We start from the raw sequence: 21,059 nt of genomic DNA, 5'->3' as shown, positions 1-21,059 counted from the left end.
AACGCCGTCACCGTTCCTACCGCCTGCCGAAAAGGCGCTCGATGTCGGAAAGCTTCAGTTCCACAAAGGTGGGGCGGCCATGATTGCACTGCCCGGAGCCGGGCGTCGTCTCCATCTGGCGCAGAAGCGCGTTCATTTCCTCGCCGGTGAGACGGCGGCCGGAGCGCACGGAGCCATGGCAGGCCATGGTGGCCGCCACATGGTCGATGCGCTCCTTGAGGTGATCGGGATCACCGCCATCGGCCAGCTGATCGGCGAGCTCGCGCACCAGTGCCTGGGTGTCGACCTTGCCAAGGATCGCCGGCGTTTCGCGAACCGCCACCGCGCCGGGGCCGAAGCGCTCCAGCGACAGCCCAAAGCGCCTGAGCGCCTCGGCGTTCTCGGCGAGGCGGTCGGCATCCTCCACCGGCAGATCGACGATCTCAGGCAGAAGCAGCAGCTGCGAGGGAAGGGGACGGCCATAGAGCGCCTCCTTCAGCGCTTCGTAGACCAGGCGCTCGTGGGCGGCGTGCTGGTCGACGATGACGAGGCCGTCCTCGGTCTCGGCGACGATATAGTTGGTGTGGAGCTGCGCGCGTGCCGCGCCGAGAGGATGGTGCGTCGCACTGATCTCGGCCGGCTCCGGCTCGGCGATCCGTGCCGCCGGCGCGAGGGCGGCGTCCATTTGCACCGGCGCCGGAGCACCCGCCTCGGGCCGATCGTCGAGCGGGCGGAAGGGCGAGCGGGCCATGTCGAACGGGCGGTCGCGGCGCTCGCCGAAGCCGTGGTCCGCGCCAAAACGCGGGGAGGGCGTGGCGCTGGCCGAGGGTGAATAGGCAGAGGCGGCCGGGCGTAGGCTCGCCATCATACCTGCCGCGCGCTCCGTCGATCCGCGAAGCCCGCTTGCCGCGAGTGCCTCGCGGATCGCCCCGACGACGAGGCCGCGCACGAGTCCCGGATCGCGAAACCGCACGTCCGCCTTCGCCGGATGCACGTTGACGTCCACCAGATCCGGATCGAGCGAGATGAAGAGCACGGCGACGGGATGGCGGTCGCGCGCCATGACGTCGGCATAGGCGCCGCGCAGCGCCGACAGAAGCATCTTGTCGCGCACCGGGCGGCCGTTGACGTAGAAGTACTGGTGCAACGCGTTGCCGCGATTGAACGTTGGCAGTCCGGCGAAGCCTTCCAGCCGAACGCCCTCCCGCAGGGCGTCGAGGGCAAGATTGTTCTTGGCGAAATCGGCGCCGACCACCGCCGCGATGCGCCCCAGCGCATTGTCATCGTCCGCCGGCTCGAACACCGTGGGCGAGCGGTCCGCGCCGGCAAGCTCGAAGCGCACGGCGGGCGCGGCGATGGCGATGCGGCGCACGACCTCGGTGATCGCCGAGCTTTCCGCCCGGTCGCTCTTCAGGAATTTGAGGCGCGCCGGCACGGCATGAAAGAGATCGCGCACCTCGACCACCGTTCCGCGCCCGAGCGCCGCTGGGCGAGGGCCATCGATCCGCCCGCTCTCGACGCGGATTTCATGGGCGCCGTCGGCTCCCATGAGCCGCGACTTGAGGCTGAGGCGCGCCACCGAGCCGATCGAGGGCAGTGCCTCGCCGCGAAAGCCGAGGGTGCGGATATCGGAGAGGCCGCCGTCGAGCTTCGATGTACAATGTCGGCGGATGGCGAGCGGCAGCTCGTCGGCTGGAATGCCCGAACCATCGTCGGAAACGCGGATCAAGCTCTTGCCGCCGCCGGCGGTGACGATCTCGATTCGTCGCGCGCCCGCGTCGAGGGCATTCTCCACCAGCTCCTTGACGACGCTCGCCGGCCGCTCGACGACCTCGCCGGCGGCGATCTGATCGATCATGGTTTCGGAGAGTTGGCGGATCGGCATTGGGCGAATAGGCTCGGAACAGATGGTATGGCGAGGCGAAGAGGCGGATGGATCGGCCCGCCTATTGCCGTAACCTATTGACGCAGCATGATTCTCGGAGGGTTTGCGCTTCGGAATCATGCTTCGGAAGCGGGACTTTGCCGGTCCCGCCGCCAAAACGCAATTCACCGATGGCGGCGGTCACGCCGGCGACACGTTCTCCTCGATCAGCACCGCGACGGAGCGCCCCCTGACGACGAAGTCGGCGCGATGATCGACCACACGCGGCGCGAGATCGGGCGCGTCCGAGGACAGGGCGAGCCTGTAGATGCCGGTGGGGCCGGGGAGAGGCAGGCGCACGCGCGCGTCTCCGGGCGCGGCGTTGAAATAGACCAGCACACGGTTGTGGCCGGCTACTGGATCGCTCGCCGGCGCGTGCAGCGCCATGCCGAGAAAGCGCCGGTCGGGGGCGGTCCAGTCGGCAACGGCGAGGGGCTTGCCGTCTTCCTTCAGCCATACGACGTCGGGAACGCCATCGCCGTCGATGGGTGCTCCGGTCAGGAAGCGATCGAGCGACAGGGCCGGATACCGCTTTCGGAGGGCGGCGAGCCTTCCGGTGAAGGCGATGAGCTTTTCATCGGCCTTCGCCCAGTCGAGCCAGACCGTCTCGTTGTCCTGGCAATAGCCGTTGTTGTTGCCCTTCTGGCTGCGGCCGAACTCGTCGCCGGCGACGATCATCGGCGTGCCGCGCGCCAGAAGCACGGTGGCCATCATGGCGCGAACGTCGCGCCTGCGCGCTTCGACGATCGCAGGGTCCTTCGTCTCGCCCTCGACGCCGTGGTTCCAGGAGTGGTTGTCGTTATGCCCGTCACGGTTGTTCTCGCCATTGGCGCGATTGTGCTTTTCGACATAGGCCGTGAGATCGGCGAGGCTGAAGCCGTCATGAGCCGCGACGAAGTTGAAGCCCGCCGAGGGCTTGCGCCCGCCGCGATCGTAGATGTCCGCCGAGCCGGCGATGCGCGTCGCCAGGGTGCCGACCAAGCCGGCATCGCCGCGCCAGAAGCGCCGCACGTCGTCGCGAAAGCGGTCCTGCCATTCGAACCAGGACGGCGGAAAGCTGCCCACCTGATAGCCGCCGGGGCCAATATCCCAGGGCTCGGCCACGTGGATGCGGTCCTTCAGGACAGGATCGGCGGCGACCATCCTGAAGAAGGGCGCTTCGATGGAGAAGCCGTCGGGCAGGCGCCCGAGCACGGTGGCGAGGTCGTAGCGGAAACCGTCGATGCCGGTGGTCTCGACCCAGCTTCTGAGCACGTCGACGAAGTAGCGGGCGACCGGCGGCCGGTCGACGGCGAAGGTGTTGCCGCATCCCGTGTCGTTGATGAGGAGGCCGGGATTGTCCGGCGGCGTACGGTAATAGAGCTTGTTGTCGAGGCCGCGGAAGCAGACGGTGGGCCCGGTTTCGTCGGCCTCGCCCGAATGGTTGAACACGACGTCGAGGAGAACGCGGATGCCGCGCGCGTGCAAAGCTTCGACCACGCGGCGAACCTCGGCGAGCCCGCCCGGCGCCAAGCGCGGGTCCGGCGCCATGTGGGTGATGGGATTGTAGCCCCACACATTGGACAGGCCGAGCTGGTGAAGATGGCGCTCGCCGAGCCAGGCGGCGATCGGCATCAGCTCGATCGTGTCGATGCCGATCCGGGCAAAATGGTCGAGAACGGCGGGCTCGGCCAGGGCGGCGAGGGTGCCGCGCTTTTCGGCGGAAACGCCCGGATTGCGCTGGCTGAAGCCCTTGACCAGCAATTCGTAGGTGAAGCCGGGCGCGCGGAAGGGGAGGGGCCGCGCATCGGGCGACGGCGAGACGGCGAGTGCGCGCGGTACGAACGGCGCGCTGTCGAGCTGCTCCTCAGGCGCGGTCGCGAGCGCCGGCGAATAGACGAAGGGGCGGTCGAGAGCGCGCGCGTAAGGGTCGACAAGCAGCTTGGAGAAATCGAAGCGATGACCCTCGGTCGGTTGATATGGACCTTTGGCGCGAAATCCATAACGGGTGCCCGGCTGCAATCCCGGAGCAAAGCCGTAGCAAACGCCGCCCTGCCGCCCCGGCAGGCGAAAGCGCCGGCTTTCGGTGATGTCGGTCGCGCTGAAGAGGCAGAGATAGATATCGTCCGCGTTCTCGGAATAGACGGCGAACTCGATGCCGTCGTCGTGCACGGTGGCCCCGAGCGCGGCTGGCGCGCCACGCTCGGCTGTCAGTTCATCCATCATCCCGCATCTGCCGTCAGGTGATCACGTTCGGCTTCGTGCGGCCGGTTCGCTTCTCAATTTCACCCACAGCGTTGGCGGTTTCAACCAGTTCCGCAAGGGCCTCTTCCGGATTTTGCCCATGCTTGGCCGGGTCCGGTTCGAATTTCTCGATGTAAACCCTGAGGGTTGCGCCCTTCGTGCCCGTTCCCGACAGGCGGAACACGATGCGCGAACCGCCCGAGAAGACAATCCTGACGCCCTGGCCGGTGGAGATCGAACCGTCCACCGGGTCCTTGTAGCAGAAGTCGTCCGCCTCGGAGACGACGAGCGTGCCGAAGCGTTGGCCGGCCATGGAGGCGAGACGGTCGCGAAGCGACTCCATCAGCTTCTCGGCGGCGCGCTTGTCGATCTCCTCGTAGTCGTGGCGCTGGTAGTAGTTGCGCCCGAACTCGGCCCAGTGGGCCTCGAGGATCGCCTTCACGCTCTCGCCCCGCTCCGCGAGAATGTTGAGCCACAGAAGAACCGCCCAAACGCCGTCCTTCTCGCGGACGTGGTTGGAGCCGGTGCCGGAGCTTTCCTCGCCACAGATCGTCACCTTGCCGGCGTCGAGCAGGTTGCCGAAGAATTTCCAGCCGGTCGGCGTCTCGTACATGCCGAGGCCACGCTTGGCGGCGACGCGGTCAGCGGCCTGGCTGGTCGGCATGGACCGTGCAATGCCGGCAATGCCGCCGGCATACCCCGGCGCGAGATGGGCGTTCGCCGCCAGCACCGCCAGCGAGTCCGAAGGCGAGACGACGATGCCGCGACCAACGATCATGTTGCGGTCGCCGTCGCCGTCCGATGCCGCGCCGAAATCCGGAGCGTCGTCGCCCATCAACCGGGCGATGAGGTCGGCGGCGTGAACGGCGTTGGGGTCGGGGTGGCCGCCGCCGAAGTCTGGCTTCGGTTCGCCGTTGACGACGGTGCCCTTGGCCGCGCCGAGCCGGTTTTCCAGGATTTCGGTGGCGTAAGGCCCGGTGACGGCATGCATGGCGTCGAAGGTCAGCGTGAAGCCGGATGCGATCAGGGCCTGGATCTTCGCAAAGTCGAAGAGCTGCTCCATCAAGGCCGCGTAGTCGGCGACGGGGTCGACGACTTCGATCGTCATGCCCTCGAATGCGATCTCGCCCGGCGTGGAGAGGTCGGGCGCCGCCGCCTTGGCGATCCGGTATTCCTTGATCTCCAGGGTGCGGCGATAGATCGCCTCCGTCACGCCTTCCGGCGCCGGCCCACCATTGGCGATGTTGTACTTGATGCCGAAATCACCCTTCGGCCCACCCGGATTGTGGCTGGCCGACAGGATGATGCCACCCGACGCCTTTCGCTGGCGAATGAGGTTGGAGGCGGCGGGGGTGGACAAGAGCCCGTTGGCGCCGACAATGACGCGGCCATAGCCGTTGGCCGCCGCCATCCGGATGACGATGTCGACGACCTCGCGGTTGAAGAAGCGCCCGTCACCGCCAAGAACCAGCACCGCCTTCTCGGGGCGCTTCGCCACGTCGAAGATCGACTGGACGAAGTTCTGGACGTAGTGGGCCGTCTGAAAATGCGGCACCTTCTTGCGAAGTCCGGATGTTCCCGGCTTCTGATCGTCGAAGGGAGTGGTCGCAACGGTCTCGATCATGATGGCTGGCTCAACCTTGTAGAAGCTCCCGATAGAGGTCGGCATATCGCTTGGCGCTGGCCGCCCATGAGACGTCCGATCTCATGCCGCCGAGTTGCACGCTCCGCCAGGAGGTCTTGTCCTCGTAGAGCCGAGCGGCCCGGTCCAATGCCTCGAAGAGGTGTTCCGAGTCGAACGGCGAGAAAAGGAACCCCGTGGCGACGCCTGCGGCGACAGCGGCAAAATTAGCGTCGATCACCGTGTCCGCCAGACCACCGACGCGCGCGACGATCGGAACGCATCCATAGCGCAGCGCATAAAGCTGGGTGAGGCCGCACGGCTCGAAGCGCGAGGGAACGATGATGCCATCCGCTCCGGCCTGAATGCGATGGGAAACCGGCTCGTCGTAGCCGATCTTGAGGCCGATCTTATCGGGATGACGCGCGGCGGCGTCTCGGAACATTTCCTCGATGCCCGGTTCGCCCGAGCCGACCACCACCAGCCGGATGCCGCGCGTCACCACCTCGTCCAGCATGCCCGCGAGAAGGTCCAGGCCCTTCTGCCACGTCAACCGGCTTATGATCGAGAAGATGGGCCCGTCGCCGGGCGCGAGGGCGAACTCGGCCTCCAGCGCACGCTTGTTTTCCTGGCGCTTGTCCAGCGTCTCGACCGTATAGTTGAACGGCACCGCCGGGTCGGTCGCCGGGTTCCACACCTCGTCGTCGATCCCGTTGACGATGCCGTAAAGACGATCGGCGCGGGCGGAGAGTAGGCCGTCGAGGCCCATCCCGCCCTCGCGCGTCAGGATCTCCTGGGCATAGCTGGGGCTGACGGTGGTGATGGCGTCGGCCATGCGGATGCCGCCCTTCAGGTAGCCGACATTGCCGTAATATTCGACGCCTTCCATGGACCAGGCCGAGAGCGGAAGACCGAGCTCAGGGAAGACCGAAGCCGGGTAATTTCCCTGGAAGGAGAGGTTGTGGATGGTCAGCACCGTTTTCGGCCGGTGGCCCGGCGCGAAGGACAGATAAACGGGCGTCAGAGCCGACTGCCAGTCGTGGGCGTGGACGATGTCCGCGCGGAAGCCTTTCACCGCTCCGAGCGCCGCCGCCGCCCCAGCCTGGGCGAGCGCGGCGAAGCGCTTCCAGTTGTCGGGGTGGTCGTAGCCGCCGGGGGTGATGTAGGGACCGCCCGGACGGTCGAAGAGGTGGGGCGCGTCGAGCACGAACAGGTCCAGCCCGTGGACATGGGCCTCGATCAGGCTCGCCGCGCCGCCGAACAGCGTGCCAAGGGGCCAATGCCCGCCGGCGGTGGAGCCGATGGCCTTCATCACCGAGGGATAGCCGGGAACGAGCGTTCGAGTTTCGATGTCGAACGGCTCCAGCGCATGTGGCAGCGCCCCAACGACATCAGCCAGTCCGCCGGTCTTGATCAGCGGGAAGATTTCGGACGCGACGGACAGAACCTTGGTTGTCATCGATAATTGAGCCGGTCGATCATTTCCTTGGTGACGAGGCAGACACCGTTGCTCGTGCGGCGGAAGCGCTGGGCGTCGAGCTCCGGGTCCTCGCCGATGACCAGGCCGTCCGGGATGTGAACGCCGCGATCGATGATGGCATGGTGGATGCGCGCGCCGCGCCCGACATGGCAATAGGGCAGAACCACGGCGTGGTCGAGATAGGAATAGGAGCGTTGTCGCACGCCGGTGAACAACAGCGATTTCCGCAGCGTGCCGCCGGAAATGATGCAGTCGCCGGAAATCAGCGACGAGAACGCCTGACCGCGCCGCCCCTCCTCGTCATGGACGAACTTTGCCGGCGGCGTGATCTCCGCATAGGTCCAGATCGGCCAGTCGCGGTCGTAGATGTCGAGCGGGGGAACGACGTCGGTAAGGTCGATATTGGCCTGCCAATAGGCGTCCGCCGTTCCGACGTCGCGCCAATAGACTTCCGATTCCGCCGCCGAACGCACGACCGAGCGGCTGAAATAGTGGGCGTAGGCGTTGCCGTGCTTGACGATGTGCGGAACGATGTCTTTGCCGAAATCGCGCGAGGAATGCGGGTCGGCCGCGTCGCGCCGGAGCTGATCCATGAGGAAGTTCGTCTCGAACACGTAGATGCCCATGGAGGCGAGCGCCGTGTCGGGGCGGCCGGGAATCGACGGTGGATCGGCCGGCTTCTCCAGAAAGTCGGTGATGCGGTCGTCGCCGTCCACATGCATGACGCCGAAAGCCACCGCCTCCATGCGCGGCACCTCCAGGCAGCCGATCGTCACGTCGGCGCCCGTGTCGACGTGCTGCTGCAGCATGATCTCGTAGTCCATCTTGTAGACGTGGTCGCCCGCCAGGATGACGATGTAGTGGGGGGCGTAGTCCTCGATGATCCCGAGATTCTGATAAACTGCGTCGGCGGTGCCCGCGTACCATTCCTCGGAAACGAGCTGGCTCGCGGGCAGAATGTCGAAGCTCTCGTTTCGCTCAGGCCTCAGGAAGTTCCAGCCTCGCTGCAGGTGGCGGATCAGGCTGTGGGCCTTGTACTGCGTGGCGACGCCGATGCGTCGAATGCCCGAATTGATCGCGTTCGACAGCGCGAAGTCGATGATGCGCGACTTGCCACCGAAATAGACCGCCGGCTTGGCGCGGCGGTCGGTGAGCTCGAGAAGTCTGCTGCCTCGCCCGCCCGCCAACACGAACGCCATCGTGTCGCGCGAGATAGGCGCAATGCGTCTTCCTTCGGGCATATATCCCTCCCATGGCCGCGGGGCGGCAGGGCGCCGAACCCCACGCTCTTGATAAGAGAGAAGCAGAGAGGCGCCGTCTCTGCTTCTCGGGCTAGATAATGCGGCAAACGCCAGTGTCTGCAAGGATTAAGCTCGGCCGAGCACAAATATTCCGTTCGGTCAGCGAGTGACCTGATGTCACAGCGTCAGGCGCGAAAGACCGGCGCGAGGAAAGCTCCTCGCGCCGGCCCGAATGCGACGTGGATGGGAGCGCGGCCGAAGCCGCGCCGTTCACGACAGAGTCTTCACGTTCCAGATGTCATGAGCGTATTCGCGGATCGAGCGATCGGATGAGAACCAGCCCATGCGCGCGGTGTTCCGGATCGCCTTCTCGTACCAGGCGTCCTTGTCGAGCCACAGGGCGTCGAGCTGGCGCTGGGTCTGCCAATAGGCGTCGAAGTCGGCGCAGATCATCCACCAATCGCGGTCGTAGAGGTCGGTGATCAGGTCGCGGTAGCGCTGCGGTTCGTCGGGAGAGAAGACTCCCGAGGCGATAGAGTCGATCGCGCTCTTGAGCAGCGGCGTCGTCTCGATGATGCCACGGCCGCTGTGGCCGTCGTTGCGGCGGCGGGCAACATCGTCGGCGTTGAGCCCGAAGATGAAGATGTTCTCGTCGCCCAGATGCTCCAGCATCTCGACATTGGCGCCGTCCAGCGTGCCGATGGTGAGCGCCCCGTTCAGGGCGAACTTCATGTTGCCGGTGCCGGACGCCTCGAGGCCTGCGGTCGAGATCTGCTCGGAGATGTCGGCCGCCGGCATGATCGTCTCGGCGAGGCTCACATTGTAGTTCGGAATGAACACCACCTTCAGGAGATCGCGCACCGCCGGGTCGGAATCGATGACCCGCGCCACGTCGTTGATCAGGTGGATGATGAGCTTGGCCTTGAAGTAGCTCGGCGCGGCTTTGCCGGCAAAGATCTTGACCCGCGGCGTCCAGTTCTGCTCGGGGTGGGAGCGGATCTGCTCATAAAGCGCCACGGCCTCCAAGACGTTCAGGAGCTGGCGCTTGTACTCATGAATGCGCTTCACCTGAATGTCGAAGATCGCCTCGGGATTGACGTTGAGAGCCATGCGCTCCGAGATCAGCTTGGCGAGGCGCTTCTTGTTGTCGAGCTTGACGGCGGCAAAGCGCTTCCTTGTCTCCGGGTCCGTCGCGAAGCGATCGAAATCCTTGAGCTTGTCGATATTGTCCTTGAACTCCGGCCCGATCGTCTCCTCGAGAAGCTTGGTCAGCCCCCGGTTGGACTGGAACAGCCAGCGCCGAGGCGTCACACCGTTGGTCTTGTTCTGGATGCGATCGGGATAGAGCTCGTGAAGGGCGCGGAACACCGTCTCCTTCATCAGCTCGGTGTGGAGCGCGGAGACGCCGTTGATGGCATGGGAGCCAACGAAAGCGAGCTGGCCCATGCGTACGCGGCGGCCATGGCCTTCGTCGATCAGCGAGAGCGAGGCGATCTTGCCGCCGTCGAAGCCCTTGCCCTGCGCCTCGGAGATGACGGCCGCGTTGATCGCGTAGATGATCTGCATCTGGCGCGGCAACAGCCGCTCGAAGATGTGGACGGGCCAAGTCTCCAGCGCCTCGGGAAGAAGCGTGTGGTTGGTGTAGGAGAAGGTTTCCTGGGTGATCTTCCAGGCCTTGTCCCAATCCATACCGTGTACGTCGACCAGGAGACGCATCAGCTCGGCGACGGACACCGCCGGGTGCGTGTCGTTTAGCTGGATCGACACCTTGTCGGAAAGGTTGTCGAGGCTCGGATACTGCGACAGGTGGCGGCGCAGAATGTCCTGAAGCGACGCGGAGGAGAAGAAATACTCCTGGCGAAGTCGCAGCTCCTGGCCGGCGAGGTGCGAGTCGGCCGGGTAGAGGACCTGGGTGATGGCTTCTGCCTTATTGGCCTCGCGCAACGCGCCGATATGGTCGCCCGAGTTGAAGGCGTCCAGCAGGATCGGGTCAAGCGCCTGCGCGCTCCAAAGGCGCAACGTGTTGACCGAGGCGGCGCGCCAGCCGACGATCGGAACGTCATAGGCTACCGCCAGCAGGCGCTCGGCCGGGCGCCACACCTGGCGCGGCCCCTTGCCCTCTTCCTGAATCGAGATGACCTTGCCGCCGAAGCCGATTTCGTAGGAGGCCTCCTGGCGCTCGAACTCCCACGGGTTGCCGTGGGCGAGCCAGTTCTCCGGCAGTTCGACCTGGCTGCCATCGGCGATTTCCTGCCGGAAAAGGCCGTGGCGATAGCGGATGCCGTAGCCGTAGCTCGGCACCCCGGTCGAGGCCATGGATTCCATGAAGCAAGCAGCCAGACGCCCCAGGCCGCCGTTGCCCAGCGCCGCATCCGGTTCGAGCAGCTCGATCAGGTCGAGATTGATGTTGTAGCGCGACAGCGCGACGGGCAGCGTCTTGTCGAGACCGAGATTGCTGATGGCGTCGCGCAAGAGGCGCCCGATCAGGAACTCGAGCGACAGGTAATAGACGCGCTTCAGCGACTCCTTGTAGCCACGCTGGCTGGTGGCGAACCAGTGGTCGATGATGCGGTCGCGCACGGCCAGCGTCGTCGCCGTCAGCCAGTCGTGGCGGCGGGCGACGATCGGGTCCTTGCCGACCGAATAGGTCAGCTTTTCCAGAATCTCCTCGGCCAGCGTGTCGGCGTCGTTGGCGCGGGGGACGGGGTTCGGCGCGCTTTTGATCTCGTTGCCGAGAGCCTCGGCGGAGAGATCGGCGTTTTTGGATTCGGAATTGGTCAGGTTCATCGGTCTCTCATCTCTTGAATGACGCGGACCAGGCCGGCCGTCGAAGCATCTCGGTCGTCTGGCGAGGCCTGGCCCGTCACGATGGGCAGAAGCCCGGTGGCGAGTTCCTTGCCCAGCTCGACGCCCCATTGATCGAAGGCATTGATGCCGAAAAGCTGGGCCTCGACGAAGACGCGGTGCTCGTAGAGCGCCACGAGGCGCCCGAAGGAGAACGGGTCGAGAGTGCGATAAAGGATAGTGATGGACGGCCGGTCGCCGGAGAACTCGCGGTGGGGCGCGATGCGCTCCGCCTCCTGGGGGCTCATCCCTTTGCCGAGCATCTGCTGACGCGCTTCCTCGATGGAACGCCCGCGCATCAGCGCCTCGCTCTGGGCGAGGCAATTGGCCAGAAGCAGGTCGTGATGGTGCTTGAGGTCGCCCTCATGGCCGTTGGCCGCGACGATGAACTCCACCGGCACGATGTTCGTACCCTGATGGAGGAGCTGGAAAAAGGCGTGCTGGCCGTTGGTGCCGGGCTCGCCCCATACGACCGGACCCGTCACGGTCGGCGTCCGGCGCCCGTCGAGGCCGACATGCTTGCCGTTCGACTCCATGTCGAGCTGCTGGAGATAGGCGGGCAGGCGCGCAAGGCGCTGGTCGTAGGGGATGATGGCGCGGGAAGGGTGGCCCTGGGCGACACGATGCCACCAGCCGGCAAGGCCGAGGAGAACCGGGAGGTTCTGTTCCAGCGGTGCCGTCTTGAAATGCTGGTCCATGGCGCGTGCTCCCGAAAGGAACGCGCGGAAGTTCTCCGGGCCGATGGCGATCATCAGCGGCAGGCCGATGGCAGACCAGACCGAATAGCGTCCGCCAACCCAGTCCCAGAAGCCGAAGACCCGGTCGGCCGGGATGCCGAAGGCCGAAACCTTGTCGAGCGCTGTCGAAACCGCCGCGAAATGCGCGCCAACCGCCTCTTCGCCAAGCGCTGCCGCCACTTTCTTGCGCGCCGTCTCGGCGTTGGTCATCGTCTCGATGGTGGTGAAGGTCTTGGACGCGACGATGAAGAGCGTCGTAGAAAGATCGAGGCCCGCAATCGTATCGGCGAGGTGGGCGCCGTCGATATTGGAAACGAAATGCAGCTTCGGTCCGTCACAGAAGGGCGAGAGCGCCAGCACCGCCATGGCCGGGCCAAGATCGGAACCGCCGATACCGATGTTTACGACGTCGGTGAAGGTCTTGCCGGTCGCGCCCTTGATGGACCCGTCACGCAGCGCGGCGGAAAACCGCGACATGGCGGAAAGGACGGATTCGACCTCCTCGCCGACCTTCTCGCCATCGACGGCGTAGCCATCCTCGGGGCGCCCGCGCAGCGCCACGTGAAGGACGGCGCGCCCCTCCGTCTCGTTGATCTTGGCGCCGGCGAACATGGCGTCGCGCCTCTCGGCAAGGTTCGCGGCCCGCGCCAGATCGATGAGCGCCGCAAGGTCATCTTCGCTGATCGCGCACTTGGACAGATCAAGGAGCAGGTCATCCAGCCGGAACGACATGCTTCCGAAGCGGTTGGGGTTGGCCGCGAACAGCGCGCGTGTGCCGCGCTTCGTGGCTTCCTGGCCCAGGGTCTTCAGCTTCTCGATCCGGCTCGTGAGCCCGGATTGTTGTGATTGAGGCGCGTCGGTCAAAATGTCACCCGTTGCAAATTGGTCGCCACCGGAGGCGAAAGGAGCTTATCGACAAGGATAACGCCGTTCTCGATCCGGTCGATAGATGCGACTTCATTCCTGGATCATTCCGATTCGGCGAAAGAAGAGCCGAAATCGGCGAGGGGCTCAAGTCGCCGCGGCACAGGGCAGGCATGCCAGGCGTGAAAATCGCCCATCTTGGCTGCGACCAAACCGCCCGCAGCCATGCCTGCGCCTCACGTCCGCGCGCCCGCGAGCCGCTCAATCGCCTCGTCGAGGTCGTGGTGTTGTTCGCCGCTAAGAGGCGTGATGTCGCCGAAACGCCGCTTCAGATCGGCCTTCCAATCCCGCAGAACTTCCTCCTTCTCCGCATCCGAGAGCTGCTCGTTGGAAAGAACGGCGGCGGGGTCGTCGAAACTGCCGTGGCGCGGATGATCAAACTTGGCGAAGCCGAGCGACTCTGTACTCATGGCTTTCTACCTCCTGATTGGCTTGGCATTCACTCCGTGTGAGAGGACGAAGATAGGACAAGCGCCCGGATCGTCATGCGAATCAGGTGAGGGTATTGCAAGAACACCGAAGCGGCGCAACGTCAAATCAACTAAGGGTTGCGTATCGTTGTATTGATGCGGGGCGGAGGCGCGACGCGGGCTGGAGCGCCTCCTCGCCTTGGAGCGGCGGAAAGACGCGGCCCGTCGTAGCGGCCGAGAGTCTCGCCGGCAGCGCTGGCGAGCGCGCCCCTCAGTACTCGTGCTCGTAGAAAAGCCCGACCTCTCCACCGCCATCGGCGCCGACGGCTGCGCGCGCCTTCACGCCCGCGCCGAGCTTCAGGTCCACCGAGGCGCGCCCCGTGGTGTCGACGCTGAAATAGGTGCGGTCGTTGATGTACTTGCCGACGCCGACGGCGGTCTGGCCGTCCTCGGTCGTGCGGATATCGAGGTCATCGACGCCGAGCTGCGCCCTGAGCTTGCCGAGCAGACCGGTCGAGCCGCCGACGCCGGCGAGTTCCGCCGCCGCTTCCGCCAGCTGGGCAATTTGTAGTGGGGAGAGATCGGCGGTGCCCTGGCCGAAGACCAGCCGCGCCAGAACCTCGTCCTGCGGCAGGGCCGGCGTCGAGGAGAAGTTGAAGCTCGGGTCGGAGGCCGGCCCCGTCACCAAGACGTTCACCGTCGCATCGCCGGCATCCGAGGTTGCCAGAAGATCGAGTGCGGGGAGCAATCCCCCGGTGAAGGTCAGCGTTCCGCGCTGGAAATCGAGCCGGCGCGAGAGGATCAGGAAACGGCCGCGCTGAAGCTCGAATGCGCCGACGATCTGGGGCGCCGATATGGAGCCCATGAGCCGGAGGGTGCCGCCGAGCTCGACATCGAGCCCGCGACCGCGCACGAACACCTGATTGTTGGCGGTGAGCGTGACGTCAAGCTGAACGCCGGTGCTGTTGGTTCCGCCGCCGCGCTTGATCTTCAGCTCCCGCGCCTGGCGAACCACTGCGGCGGACGCGTTCTTGTGATCGACATCGAGGCGCTTCAGCGATGTCGGCATACCCTCTGGCACCAGCACATTGATGCGCGAGGCGTTGACCTTGCCCGCCAGGAGCGGGGCGCCCGTGAGCGGGCCTTGCAGGGTGAGGTCGGCGCTGAAATCGGCGGCCAGCAGCTGGCCGTCATTGTAGTCGCCGTTGACGACGCGCATCGAAAGGTCGGCGGGGAAGCCGTTGTCGAGACCGACCGATCCGCCAATGGTGATGACGCCGTTACGGCCCATCTTCGCCGAGAAGCTCTCGATCACCGCCTGTCGCCCGCTGAGGGCGATACGCGTCGAGATGCCGGTGATGGAGACATTGGCGCCCGTGTCGACGAAGCTCGCCCCCGACGTGGTGATGGCGCCCGTCACCTGCGGCGCCGTAGCGGGGCCGGTGATCCGGGCATCGACGCTTGCGACGCCCTGAACCGAGCGGCCGCCCTCGGCGAGGATGCGATTGGCCAGCGCCAGAGGCACGGTGCCCGAGAGCGACAGGTCGAGCTCGGGCGTTCCGGCGAGCCTGACCGAGCCGTTCGCGCGGAAATCGATGCCGCTGCCCGACATGATGGCGTCGAGGCTGACGGCCTTGTCGGCGTACTGGCCCTTAGCGGCGACGTCGAGCGGACCGACGCCGGCGTCGCGCGTCTGCGCGACGGTCAGGCCGGCGACCCGCAGGTCGTAGTCGGCCACCGGGGCGGACGTGGTGCCGGTGACATGCGCTGTGCCGGAAAGCGCGCCCGTGGGGGCAATGTCGGGCGCGGCGGCAGCCGCGAGCGAGGCCGGCAGATCGGCAATGGCGACGTTGATGTCGAGTGTGCGGCCGGCACTGCCGCTGACCTTGACCGTGCCGCTGCCGACGCGCGCCTCGCCGGCGGTGAGGACGACGGCGCCATTCTCGCCACGACCGGCGGCCGTGAAGTCGATCGGCGGAGCGCCTGCCGAACGGGTCTGCGAAGTCGAAATGCCGGAGCCCGAGGCGTCGAACTCGACATTGGGCGCTCGCAACGAACCGCTGGCCTTGGCGCTGCCGGAGATCGTGCCCCGCGCGTCGAGGCCGGGAACGAAGCCGTTGGCAAGTCCCACCGGGATACGGTCGAGGGAAAGAGCGAGATCCAGCTTCGGCCCGATGCTGCCGGTGGCCTCCAGAGAGCCGTCGCCGACGATCATCTTGGCCGTGCTCAAGGTCGCGGTCTGGTTCTCATACCGGCCGGCAACATTGAGCTCCACCGGCGCTATTCCCGCCGCCGCGATCTGACGGGCGGAGAGGCCATGCCCTTCGAGTTCGAACTCCGCCTTCGGATTGGCGAGCGAGCCCGTCGCCTTGGCACGGCCGGAAATGGTTCCGGTGGCATAGAGGTTCGGCACGAAGCCGTTGGCAAGGCCCGCCGGGATGTTCGTCAGCGTGACATCGAGATCGAGCGCCTCGCCCACCGTGCCCGTCGCCTGGAGCGAGCCATCGCCGACATTGACGACCGCCGTCTCCAGTCGGGCGGTGCCGTCGGCGTAGTGCCCCGAAAGGCGTAGCTGGAGAGGCGCGATGCCGGCTTCGGCGACCTGGCGGGCGGTGATGCCTGCCCCGGAGATGTCGAAGTCGGCGGTCGGATTGCCGATATCGCCGGTGGCCGTCGCGGTGCCCGAGAGGCTGCCCGATGCCTCGATGCCCTCGACGAAGCCGTTCGCGAGGCTCGCCGGCACATTGCGCAGGGCGAGGGAGAGGTCGAGCGTCTTGCCGGCCGTGCCCTGAGCCTCGATCGATCCGGTGCCGAGATCGACGGTCGCCGTCTCGATATTGAGAGTACCGGCGCCGTAAGTGCCGGTGAGCGCCGCATCGAGCGGCTGGACATGGGCGGCGCGCGTCTGGCTCGTCTCGATGGCGTCCGCCTGGATGGTCAACACCACGGAAGGGTCGCTCGGCGGGCCAGAAACCACGGCCTTGCCGGTCACGGTGCCGGCCGCGTCGAGGCCGGCGACGAACGGGTTGGCGATGGCGGCGGGAACGCGGTCGAGCGTCGCCGTCAGGTGAAGTTCGTCGTCGACGGAGCCGTCAAGGAAGAGCTGGCCATCGCCGACGCGAAGCGCAACGCCCGAAAGGCTGGTGACGCCGGCGGCGAGCGTGACGGTGGCGGGGGGACTGGCGAGCGAGACCGCCGCGTCCTTGATCGCCGCGTCGAGCCGGTCGAGGGTCAGGGTGGTCAGGGCTGCGGTGAAGGTGGCCTTGCCGGCAAGCGACACCGGGATGCCGTTCGCCTGGGCCTCGGCCTGGATCGCCGTGCCGTCCTCAAGCGGGGAAAGTTCAGCAGAAAGCGCCCTGACCGAGACGCCACCGGCATCGACCGTCGCGGCCTTGACCGTTCCGCCGAGAGAAGGCGCCTTGAGGTAATCCGTTGCCGCGACATCCAGCGAGACGCCCGACAGGGCGTTGCCGGCGAAAGCCAGCCGGCGCGAGGAGAGGGCGAGATCCGCCGTCGGCCGTTGTGAGGCATCCATCGCCAGATCGACCTTGCCGGCAAGGTCGCCGCTGGCGTCCTGGAGGGCAAGCGCGGCGAGCGGCGCGATGTCCTTGAAATCGATGGTGAGTTTGCCGAGAGGCACCTTGTCGGCGGTCAGGCGCAGATCGCCCGCAAGGCTGTTCTCGCCCTGGCGAAGCGACAGGTTGCTGAGCATGATCACGCCGCCCTGGCCGGTCGCGACGTCGGCGTTCGCCGTCAGCGGCTGGCCGTCCAGCGTTCCCGAAAGAGCGAACCGGCCCGACGGCGCGTTCAGGTCCGCCGTTCCATGAGCTTCGATCGAAAGGTTCTCGATCCTCTGGTCGCGGACGCTGAGCTTTTCGCCGTTGAGTGTCAGGTCGACGGTGGGCGCGCTCGCCGGCCCGTCCGCCGTGAGCTCGAAGCGGGCGCTGCCGCCAAGCGCCGAGGTCAGGGCGGCTGCCTGATCCAGCGAACCGGTCACATGCGCGCTGACGCGGTCCTTCTGATAGCTGGCGTTGCCCTGGATCATCAGCCCTTCGCCCTGGATCACGAGGCGATCGGCTGTGATCGTACCATCGGACTCGCGCGCCGCGTGACCATCGACCGCGAGGCGGTGGCCGGCGATCTTGACGGCATCGGGCGACAGCGCCGAGGTTTCGAAATGGGTCGCGAGAGTGAGGTCGAAGGTCGAGAAGTCGAAGGCGGCGGTGCCGGCGGCCGAAGCTGTCGCGACGCCCGTGGTCACCTTCGCGTCGCCGAGCGAGAGTGCGTTCTCGGCCAGCGAACCGCGAAGCTGGATGTCGATGGGGCCCGTGAGGACGCGCTGCTGGATGCCCTCCGGCGCCGTCGCGCTCGCCGCCTTGGCGACCACCTGGAAGGGGCCGGCCAGGGTGTCGAGGTTGAAGCCGTCCGCGGCAATGGAGGCCTGAAGGCCCGTGGCGCCATAATCGCCATAGGCTGCATCGGGCAGAGCTGCCGAGGCGCGAAGCGTCGCCGCGGTGAAGGCGCCCTTGAGGGATGCGTCGACGCTGGTGATCTCAAGGTCGGCGGAGGCATCGCCGGCGGGAAAGGAGAGCGGCAGGGCCTTGCCGTCCTTGGCCGCGACCTTGACGGAAAGGTCGTTCTCTCCGCTACGGTCGAAGGTGCCCGATGCGGTAATCTCGAGCGCATTGGACGTCAGCGTGCCGGTCTTGATGTCGATGGCGCCGTTCGGCCGCTGCGTCAGATCGGCGTCGAGACGCGCGCCGCCCGCCAAAAGATCAGTGTAGGCGGCCGGAACCACGGCGTCCGAAAGAATCTGGAGGTTGCCGGCGATGTGGCGTCCTTCGTTCGCATCCGTCACTCTGGCCGAAAGGGTCGCGGCGTCCTGGCCGCCGATCTTGAGCGCGCCATCGGCGGTGAAGTCGCTCAACGGGCCGGCGCTGGAGATCGCAAGGTCCACCGGCGGCGCGCCGGGAATCTCGAGCAGCCGCGCGACGAGGCCACCCGCCGGCTCGCTGGCTGTGACGTTGACCGTCAGTTCATTGCTGTCGGGCGCGAAGGCGAGCTTGGCCGAGATCGTGCCCGGCGTGTCGAGACGCTTCACATCGGCGGAGAAGTCGAGCCGCGCCGGCTCCTTGGCCAGCGTCAGATGGGCATTCGCGGAAAGGCGGGCGGCGACGCCGGCGACAGCCTCTCCAAGATCGAATTCGGCAATGGAAATCTCACCGACGTCCGCGGTGATCGAGGGCAGGGAAAACCCGCCTCCGCCGCCGCCTTCGGACGGCGGGACCTGCGGCAGCCGGTCGAGGGTGATCTTGCCGGCGGACAGCCGCTCGATCGAAACGTTGCCGCGCACGAGAGCCAATGGCGACCAGTCCATGGCGAGATCGTTCGCCGTCAGGAACACGCCCACCGCATCCGAGACGGTGACGCGGTCGATCCGCACACTGCCGGACAGCGCGCCCGACAGACCGTCGATCTTCACCGTGACCGTGTCGGTGGAGATCAGGTTCTCGATCTGCTTGGCAACGAAGGCCTGGGCGCGCGCGGGCTGCGGCGAGGCGAGCGCCATGGCGAAGAGGACGAGGGCGCAAAGGCGGCAGAAGGGGGCGAAAACGTGCATCGGTCTCATCAGAACGCCTGCCCAATTCCGGCATAGATGCCGAAGCTGTCGTCATGCGGTCCACGGTCGAGGGGAAAGGCGACATCGACCCGGACGGGGCCGAAGGAGGTCAGGTATCGGGCGCCGACGCCGACGCCGAGCTTCAGGTCCGAGAAGTCGGGCACGATGTCGTCGCTGGCAAGGCCCGCGTCGACGAAGGGGACGATCTGAATCTTCTCGGTGACGCCGATGCGGGCCTCCGCCGACGCCTCGAAGAGGGACAGGCCACCGGACGGCGTGTCCTCGAACTCGGAATCGCGGCCCGGCTCGGCCTCCGCCGGAAAATAGGGGCTGATCGACTGGAAGGCATAGCCGCGCACCGAGCCGCCGCCGCCCGCATAGAAGCGCCGGTCGTTGGGCACGTCCAGCCGATCTGCGCCGAAGATCGCGCCATAGGCGAGCCGGCCAGCCAAAATGAAACGGTCGGAATCCGTGAAGGAGACGTAGCCGGAAATGTCGCCGCGCGCCTTCACGAAGGCGACCGACGAATTGAAGTCGTAGGTCGGCTCGACATAGACCTTGGCGAACACGCCTTCCGTGGGGTTCAGCTTGTCGTCGCGTCCGTCGAACGTATAGGTCGTCGGCAGCGAGAGCAGATAGAACTCGTCGGTGCCGAGATAATCCGTCAGCTTCTCGTATTCGCCGCGCAGTGAGACCTCGACCGTCTGCGTTTTGCTGAGTTCGTACTGAACGCCGCTCGTGGCCGCCAGCGACTCGCGGTCATAGGCGAGGGGATGCTCGATCAGCGCCTCGACCGAGCCGACATAGACCGAGTCCGGCCCCAGCACGCCGGGCTTCTTGAACACGGCGGAAACATCATAATCGATCTCGCCCGGATCGAAATTGGTGTCGTCGTTGCGGTCGCTGGCCCCAATCCGCGAAACGTTCGCTTCCAGGCGCAGATTCTCGGCCCGGCCGAAGAGGTTCCGATCACCCCAATAGGCCTTGAATCCGGCCCCTTCCGTGCTCGAATAGGTGCCGCCGACGCCGAAATAGTGGAACTTGCGCTCGGCCACCTCGATCTGCACCGGCAAGGTGCCGTCGTCGGCGGTGGCGGAGGCCGGCGTCACCGAGACGGAGGAGAATACGCCGAGCTTGACCAGCCGCTGACGAGCCGCGTCCAGCATCTCGGGCGAAAAGGTCGAGCCCGGCTTGATGCCGGCCATGTAGGCGATGAAGCCCGGATCGACCGCCTTGGCGCCCTCGACCCAGGTGAGGCCGAAGGGTTCAGGGTCTCCCGGCGAAATGGCGATCCTGTAGTCCAGCCGCCCCGTCGCGGCATCGGCTGTCACGTCGCGGCTCGTGACGGCGACGAAGGGCCGCCCCTCGTTCCGCAAGTCCTGAAGGACGTGAGCCTCGGCATCCAGAAGATGGTCGGAATTGGCGTTGCCGCCGCTGCTCAGCTCGTAAGGGGCGGGATCGATCGGAACGCCGTTCGCGCTGATGTCGATGCTGCCGAGCGTATAGGTCTGACCGGGCTGAACGATGATCTGAACCGGCACGGAACCGGAGGTGTCGAAGGTCGCGTCGGGCGCAAGATCGGCAATGTCGCGGCCTTCGATGAAGATGTTGACGAGACCATCATAGTGGGCGCTCTCGTAAAGCGCCGCGACGAGACGCTTGCGGTCGTTGCGCGCCTTTGAGAGCAGGCCAAGCGAGCCGGAAACGGGCTTCTCCTCGTCGGCGACCAGGAGCGAGGCGGCTTCCAGCTTTTTCCGGAGGTCCTTGTCGGCGGGATCGACGTCGAGAGTCACCTTGTAGTTGACCGGCTCCAGCACTGCTTCGTCCTCCTGGTCGGAGTCGAAGAACTTCATTCCGAAAAGCTCGAACGCACGCGCAGGTTGCGGGGCGATCCAGGCGAAAGCGGCGATGAGCCCAGCGATCACAAGGCTGGCTCGATGGAACGAAGTCGAATGGCTTTCGCAGGCTCTCAACGCATACCTCTGTCGTCCAGCCGCATCATCTGCGGCTCGAAGCGAGGAAAGCGATGACTGAAAGTTCAGCTCCGCCCGCCCCC

The 21,059-nt window shown here is 66.1% G+C and carries 10 protein-coding genes; all 10 read right to left on the bottom strand.

Going from position 1 to position 21,059, the window contains the following annotated elements; translation table 11 throughout:
* Positions 1-16 precede the first annotated feature (16 nt).
* Positions 17-1,864: a DNA mismatch repair endonuclease MutL gene (mutL, locus tag B5D38_RS07425; protein ID WP_078707760.1), complete on the bottom strand. Its 1,848-nt coding sequence runs from the start codon at positions 1,862-1,864 to the stop codon at positions 17-19.
* A gap of 180 nt (positions 1,865-2,044) precedes the next feature.
* Entirely contained in the window at positions 2,045-4,105 is a 2,061-nt protein-coding gene (glgX, locus tag B5D38_RS07420; RefSeq protein ID WP_245318888.1) for a glycogen debranching protein GlgX, read from the bottom strand.
* A gap of 16 nt (positions 4,106-4,121) precedes the next feature.
* On the bottom strand, positions 4,122-5,750 hold the full coding sequence (locus B5D38_RS07415; RefSeq protein ID WP_078707914.1) for an alpha-D-glucose phosphate-specific phosphoglucomutase: 1,629 nt from the start codon (positions 5,748-5,750) through the stop codon (positions 4,122-4,124).
* Between the two features lie 10 nt (positions 5,751-5,760).
* Positions 5,761-7,206, bottom strand: coding sequence for a glycogen synthase GlgA (gene glgA, locus B5D38_RS07410; protein ID WP_078707758.1), 1,446 nt, complete (start codon positions 7,204-7,206; stop codon positions 5,761-5,763).
* A complete protein-coding gene (glgC, locus tag B5D38_RS07405; RefSeq protein ID WP_078707757.1) occupies positions 7,203-8,468 on the bottom strand; it encodes a glucose-1-phosphate adenylyltransferase in 1,266 nt (421 codons plus the stop codon). The genes glgA and glgC overlap by 4 nt, the downstream gene beginning before the upstream one ends.
* 270 nt (positions 8,469-8,738) lie before the next feature.
* A complete protein-coding gene (locus tag B5D38_RS07400) occupies positions 8,739-11,255 on the bottom strand; it encodes a glycogen/starch/alpha-glucan phosphorylase (protein ID WP_078707756.1) in 2,517 nt (838 codons plus the stop codon).
* Positions 11,252-12,868, bottom strand: a complete 1,617-nt coding sequence (gene pgi, locus B5D38_RS07395; protein ID WP_078707913.1) for a glucose-6-phosphate isomerase — start codon at positions 12,866-12,868, stop codon at positions 11,252-11,254. The genes B5D38_RS07400 and pgi overlap by 4 nt, the downstream gene beginning before the upstream one ends.
* 281 nt (positions 12,869-13,149) lie before the next feature.
* Positions 13,150-13,383: a hypothetical protein gene (locus tag B5D38_RS07390; protein ID WP_078707755.1), complete on the bottom strand. Its 234-nt coding sequence runs from the start codon at positions 13,381-13,383 to the stop codon at positions 13,150-13,152.
* A 271-nt stretch (positions 13,384-13,654) separates the two neighbouring features.
* Positions 13,655-19,012 (bottom strand): translocation/assembly module TamB domain-containing protein, encoded by a 5,358-nt coding sequence (locus B5D38_RS07385; RefSeq protein WP_131829880.1) that lies wholly within the window; start codon positions 19,010-19,012, stop codon positions 13,655-13,657.
* Entirely contained in the window at positions 19,012-20,856 is a 1,845-nt protein-coding gene (locus tag B5D38_RS07380; protein ID WP_078707912.1) for an autotransporter assembly complex protein TamA, read from the bottom strand. The genes B5D38_RS07385 and B5D38_RS07380 overlap by 1 nt, the downstream gene beginning before the upstream one ends.
* Positions 20,857-21,059 lie beyond the last annotated feature (203 nt).

It is taken from the genome of Consotaella salsifontis, assembly GCF_900167365.1.
Lineage (GTDB): Bacteria > Pseudomonadota > Alphaproteobacteria > Rhizobiales > Rhizobiaceae > Consotaella > Consotaella salsifontis.
This window is presented reverse-complemented; position numbering and strand designations above follow the sequence as displayed.